Genomic DNA, 6194 nt, shown 5'->3' on the forward strand with positions numbered 1-6194 from the left:
CGGCGAAGCAGCAATGCACCGCCTTGTCGATCAGAACGGCCCGGGCAAAGACACATTGGCTACCGAGAAAAATCGTGCCATCCAGCTCATCCTGAGCACGAGCGATGCCGGCGTCGATATTTTCAATTTTGCCCTCTTCCCAGAAGGAGAGGCGATGCGCACCTACAACCGAACCAGTGCCGATGCCTGCTTCACCCACTTCACGTCCGCTGAGGTCTGGGCCACAGGATCTGCAGAAGCTTTCCTGACCGACATGGTCAGCCAGGTCCACCCCGACGACCAGGCTGAGATGGTCTCCTACATCCAGGCCCATTACCAGAGCTGCTACCAAGGCATTGACCCAGGCGCGGTTCCATCCTTCTCCAGCCAGCGCTTCCGAGCTCGAAAACAACAAGGCGATTGGGGCTGGCACGAGGTCCGCTCAAGGATCTATGGCCACGAGAATGGGCTTCTCATCACCGAAGGCGTGATGACGGAGCTCACGGAGGTCATGCAACTCCTCCTGGAAGACAAACTCACCACACTGCCTAACCGCCTGGCCTCCGAGCAATGGTTACAAGGTGTTCTCGATCACGAACCGGATCCTGATCTGGCCGTGATCAATCTGGATCTGGATCGCTTTCAATCGATCAACGACAGCTTCGGCCAGGCCTCCGGGGATGTCGTCATCCAGCAGGCGGCCGCCATGTTGCGCCAGCAGCTGCCCGCCGGGGCCTGGCTGGCCCGCCTGGAGGCCGATGAATTCCTGGTGATCCTGCACCCAAACCGACAAGGGTCCGACCATCCCAGCGCTCCCGCTTCCAGTGATCTGGCCACCGAGGCGGAAGCGGCTGTCCGGCTGTTTCAGGAAACGATCCAACGCGGGTTTGCCGAGCGCCTTGAGCTGCCCTTGCGGCTCACCCTCAGCGGCGGTGCTTCCCTGAATCCCAGCGGAGTCACCTGTGCCAGGACATTGCTGCAACAGGCCAATACCGCACTCATGGAGGCGAAGCAGCGGGGCCAGGCCGGCTATTGCATCTACTCAGAGGCGTTCAGCCAGGCGATCGAGTGGCGTCTGCACCTGGAGAGAGACCTCGACCTGGCGATCGAGCGCGGGGGCTTCCAGCTGGTCTATCAACCCCAGGTGGATCGCCACGGCGACTGGATCGGCGCGGAAGTTCTGCTGCGCTGGCCGCAACCAGACGGCAGCAGCATTGGACCCGATGTCTTCATCCCGATCGCGGAGCAGACCGGTCAGATCCGTGGCTTGAGTCAGTGGGTGCTGGACACGGCCTGTTCCCAACTGGACCGCTGGCGTCAGGAGGGGTTGCAACCGCCGCGACTGGCGATCAATCTGTCGTCGGTGCAACTCGAACCGTCAGCTGAGGAGCCGTCGGTGGGGGAGCTGCTGCTGGCCACCTGCCGGCGCCATGGCATCACACCCGATCAGATTGAATTGGAGATCACCGAAACAGCTGTTCTGCGCAACAGGGCGCTGGCACTCCAGCAACTGGAAGAAGTGGTGGCCGGCGGCTTTCGGCTCGGGATCGACGACTTCGGCACGGGCTACTCCTCCCTACAGCTGCTGCAGACCTTCCCCGTGCAGGTGGTCAAGGTCGACAAGAGCTTTGTCCAGAGGCTCCCAGAAAGCACAACCGATCTGCAGTTGGTGCAGGGCGTGCTGCTCATTGCCCGCCAACTCGGGCTGCAGACCGTGGCCGAAGGGGTGGAGAACGAGGCCCAGTGGCAGCTGCTCCAAACGCTGGGATGCGACACGTATCAGGGCTATTTCTTTGATAAGCCCCTCACGGCGCAGCAGATGGGCGATCGGATGCGTGCCACGTTGGACCGCCGTGGGCCTTAGGGAGCCCCAGCCGCCTCTCCGCCCAGCCGCTCCAGCAGCGCCACAATGATCCGGGCATTGGCCGCCGGGAACGGGTAGGCGCCCAGCTCCTCGGGCCGCACCCAGCGCACCTGCTGGCTGGCGAGGGGCTGGGGCTCCCCGGAGGTCCAGCGGCAGAGGTGCACCACGAAGCGCAGCCGCTTGTGGCTGTAGGCGTGCTCCAGGGTGATCAGCTCTTCCCCCACCGACGCCTCGATCGCCAGCTCCTCGGCCAGCTCGCGGGCGATGGTGGCCTCGATCGCCTCCCCCGGCTCCTGCTTGCCGCCGGGGAATTCCCACAGGCCGCCGAGCAGGCCCTCGTTGAGCCGCTGGTCGATCAGCACCCGGCCGTCGCCATCGAGCACCACCCCCACACCGATCACCTGGAAGGGCAGGGGCTTGCTGGCGTCCTTCACGGGATAGCGGGCGGGATCGCCGGCAGCGTAGGCAGCGCAGCTCCCCTGCCAGGGACAGGCGCCGCAGCGCGGTTGACGGGGGGTGCAGAGGGTGGCGCCCAGGTCCATCAGCGCCTGGTTGAACTCCCGGGGCCGCCGCGGATCGAGCAGCTGCTCGCTCAGTTGCCAGAACCCGGCGAGCTGCCGCGCCGGCGGCCGGGGGCTCGCGATCAGGCGCGCCAGCACCCGCTTCACGTTGCCATCCAGGATCGGCTGGGGCAGATCGAAGGCCGAGGAGAGGATGCCGCCGGCGGTGCTGCGGCCGATGCCCGGCAGCGCCAGCCAGGCCTCCAGCGTGCGGGGGAAGGGATCGGCCGCCGCCCCTGCGGCGGCGGCACCCGCGGGCTCCAGCAGCCGCCGCGCCCCCTGGTGCAGCCGCCGGGCCCGGGCGTAGTAGCCGAGGCCCTGCCAGTGCAGCAGCACGTCGTGTTCCTCGGCCTCGGCCAGGGCCTCGAGGCTCGGGAAGGCCGCGATCCAGCGCCGCCAGTAGGGAAGCGCCACCTGCAACTGGGTCTGCTGCAGCATCACCTCCGCGACCCAGGCGCCAAGACAGCACAGGTCCTCGCCGGATGCCGGCCAGCGGCCGTCGGCGGTGAACATCCAGGGCTTCTGCTCCGGGCTGCGCCGGCCTTGCCGCTCCCACCAGTCCAGAAGCTGCTGGCGCAACGCCGGCGCCGTGGCCGCCAGCCTCTCCCCGTCGGAAGCCCACCGGGAGGGTGGCCATGGGGATGGCCGGAGGGTCCCATCAGGGCTGACCGCCACGGACGCCGGCGCACTCACTGGGGCAGTCTGTCCGCCAGGTCGGAGACCCGGGGGGACTCCAGGGTCGTGGGGCCCGGCGCCAGGGCCACATGGCCCTTGGCCGTCTCCTTGGCCCGATACATCACCTGGTCGGCCCGCTGCAGCAGGGCCGCCAGGGAGTCGTCCGGAGCATCCACATCGAGGGCGACGCCCACGCTGGCGCCGATGCGCACCTGCAGGTCTTCGATGCGGAAGGTGGTGCTCAGGCCCGTGGTGATCCGCCGGGCCAGCTGGAGCGCCAGCGCCGCATCCCCACAGTGCTGGAACACAACGATGAACTCATCGCCGCCGAGCCGCGCCAGCAGATCCCCGTCCCGCAGGATGCCGCGCAGCCGACGGCACACGGCCTGGAGGAGCTGATCGCCGATGCCATGGCCGTAGACATCGTTCACCGGCTTGAAATCATCCAGGTCGATCATGCAGATGGCCAGCTGGGCCTGGCGGCGGCGCTCCGGGTTCTCCAGGGTGCGCTGCAGTTCCAGCTCCAGGCCGCGCCGGTTGTAGACGCCGGTGAGGTGATCGGTGAGGGCCTTGCGTTCCAGCTCGGCCTTCTCCTTCTGCAGGCGGTGTTCGCGTTGCTCGGCCTGCCGGCGGATCTGCCGGTACCCGCTTCCGAAAATGGTGCCCAGCAAGGCCGCCGCCAGCGCGCCCAGCAGCAGGTACTGCCGGGCCAGCAGATCCAGCACCGCATCCGTCTGTGTCGACCAGGTGCGCAGGCGCAGCCAGCCCACCGGCTCCCCCGACTCGATGACCGTCCAGCGCGTCGTGAGGTCGCCGGTGCGGCTGCCGGCGGCCTGGCCCTTGCCGGGTGTGGGGATCTGCGTGGGTTCAAACAGCAGGGCTGGCTCGGCCTGGGGCCGATCGCGCTGCAGATTCACCAGCACCTTGCCGGCGGTGTCGGTCACCAGCACGGATGCGAGCGACTCGTCGGCCATGGCCTGCAACAGCCGCGATTCCAGGCCGGCGTAGTCGTGCACCACCAGGTCGTCGCTCAAGGCGACCACCAGCCCCCGGGCCAGCGCGACCCTGGCGCGATCCTGCGACTGCTCGATCAGGTTGCGGGAGTACTGGTAGGAGAGACCGGAGACCACCACGCCGCCGAGGATCCCCAGACTCGCGATCAGGGCGACCGGCGGCAGATTGGGCTGGCGGCGATCAGTCACCCCCCTCCACCACGAAGCGCTCCAGCCCGAGCCGCGTCAGCGGCGCGTAATCGCGCCGGTGGTCGGCCTTGACCACCTTGGGCAACTGCACCTTGCCCAGCAGCTTCTGCCCCTGGGCCGTGCTGCCGAGTTGCAGGAACGCCGTCTGGACCTTCTGTCGCACGGCGGCAGGCACCTTGGCGGCGGCGGAGAAGGGATGGGAGGGGAACGGGGGCGTGCGCCAGAGCACCCGCAGCTGCTCGCGCACCTCCGGCCGTTCGCGCCGCCAGGTGTTGTTCACACCACCACCGGCCCGGCTGCTGCCGAGGATCACGGAGCGGTACACGTTGGAGTGGGTGCGCACGTAGCTGGGCGTGATGCGGATGCCCTCGCGGGCGAGCAGGGCCCGTGGCACCAGGGAGGCCGCAAAGGCATTCGGAGACGGGAAGGCCACGGTGGCACCGTTCAGATCCGCGAGACGGCGCACCAGACTGTCCTTGCGCACCACCAGCAGGCCCTCCAGGGGAACCAGGCCATCGCGCACCAGGGGAACGAATCCCTGCCAGCGCTGGGCCATCACCTGGTGGTAGGGATTGAGATAGGCGAAATCGAGATCCCCCGCACGGAGCTGCTTCTCAAAGGCGGCGATCGACGGCGCCACCACCAGCTCGAAGCACTGGCCTGAGCGCTGGCCCACCGCGCTGAGCACGGGCGTCCAGTTGGCCACGATCTCCCGGGGTGGCAGCTGCGGCACGATGCCGACCCGCCAGCGCGGGCCGTCGGCCTGGCCCAGGCAGGTCGCACCATGGGCGGGCGGCACGCCGGTGCCCAGCCCGCTGCCGGCCAGCAGCAACAGCGTCAGCGTCGGCCAGCCAACCGCCCGGCACGACCGCCATCCCTGGGGAGAGAGCTTCAACATCCCCAGGAACCTAGCCAGCACTAACGGAACGCCCCCAAACTCCCCACCCTCCGTCACACACCAGTGGGGAGCGAGGGTCTAGAGACACCCCAGATCAGCGGTGCTCCCCCGCTGACCTCCAAGTCATCCCGTCGGGGAAGCTCACTCCCCCCCCCCCCACCACCCCCAGACCGCCTGGTGCCGGGGCGTGTGCTGCAAAGCGTGCCGCAGGCAGCGCCGCAGCACACGCCCCGGCACCAGGCGCCACCTCAAGCCGCTACGTACTCCGCCACCGTCTCACTGAGCCGCCGCAGCGCCGCCAGGCCATCGCGCTCAAGGTTGCGCACGCGATCGCGGCTCATGCCCAGGATGCGGCCGATGCCGGTGAGGCTCATCGGTTCATCGGGATTGGGCACATCGGCACAGGGGATGCCATAGCGCATCTTCAGCACCCGACCCTGCAGGTCCGGCAGACGCTCCAGCAGCGCCCGCATGTCGCCCCGCAGGCACTCCCCATCCACCAGCTCCTCCGGCTGGCTGCCATCCGCCGCCAGCAGGTCCAGCAGCTCCGTGTCCTCCCCGTCGCCCACCTTCGTCTCCAGGCTCACCGGCTGGCGCGCACGGCACAGCAGGTCCTTCACCTCCTCCTCCGGCAGCTCCACCGCCTCCGCCAGCTCCGTGATCGTGGGGGTACGGCCCAGTTCCTGGCTCAGTTCCCGCTGACCTTTCTTGAGCTTGTTCAGCGTTTCGGTGATGTGGATCGGCAGCCGGATCGTGCGGCTCTTCTCCGCGATCGCCCGCGTGATCCCCTGCCGGATCCACCAGTACGCATAGGTCGAGAACTTGTAGCCCCGCGTCGGGTCGAACTTCTCCACGCCCCGCACCAGACCGATCGTGCCCTCCTGGATCAGGTCCAGCAGTTCCATGTTCCGCTTGGTGTATTTCTTCGCCACGCTCACCACCAGCCGCAGGTTCGCCGCCACCATCCGCTCCTTCGCCCGGCGGCCGCCCTTCAGGCGCTTGCGCAGCTGCACCAC

The 6194-nt window shown here is 68.1% G+C and carries 5 protein-coding genes; 1 reads left to right on the top strand and 4 read right to left on the bottom strand.

The annotated features are described in order from the left end of the window. Positions 1-13 precede the first annotated feature (13 nt). On the top strand, positions 14-1843 hold the full coding sequence (locus tag ACLV7J_RS12785) for a putative bifunctional diguanylate cyclase/phosphodiesterase (protein WP_411869452.1): 1830 nt from the start codon (positions 14-16) through the stop codon (positions 1841-1843). Here ACLV7J_RS12785 and mutT read toward each other — a convergent pair. The 4 genes from mutT to ACLV7J_RS12805 form a co-directional block, all read right to left on the bottom strand. Continuing rightward, entirely contained in the window at positions 1840-2982 is a 1143-nt protein-coding gene (mutT, locus tag ACLV7J_RS12790; RefSeq protein WP_411869453.1) for an 8-oxo-dGTP diphosphatase MutT, read from the bottom strand. The two genes, ACLV7J_RS12785 and mutT, sit on opposite strands and share 4 nt — an antisense overlap. A 110-nt stretch (positions 2983-3092) precedes the next feature. Beyond that, entirely contained in the window at positions 3093-4280 is a 1188-nt protein-coding gene (locus ACLV7J_RS12795; protein ID WP_411869454.1) for a diguanylate cyclase domain-containing protein, read from the bottom strand. After that, positions 4273-5112 (bottom strand): phosphate/phosphite/phosphonate ABC transporter substrate-binding protein, encoded by an 840-nt coding sequence (locus ACLV7J_RS12800; protein WP_411869455.1) that lies wholly within the window; start codon positions 5110-5112, stop codon positions 4273-4275. The genes ACLV7J_RS12795 and ACLV7J_RS12800 overlap by 8 nt, the downstream gene beginning before the upstream one ends. Positions 5113-5426: 314 nt before the next feature. Then, positions 5427-6194: sigma-70 family RNA polymerase sigma factor (locus tag ACLV7J_RS12805; RefSeq protein WP_411869456.1), on the bottom strand; the 768-nt coding region annotated here is incomplete at its 5' end.

Source organism: Vulcanococcus limneticus LL, assembly GCF_943369875.1.
Classification (GTDB): Bacteria; Cyanobacteriota; Cyanobacteriia; order PCC-6307; family Cyanobiaceae; genus Vulcanococcus; species Vulcanococcus limneticus_A.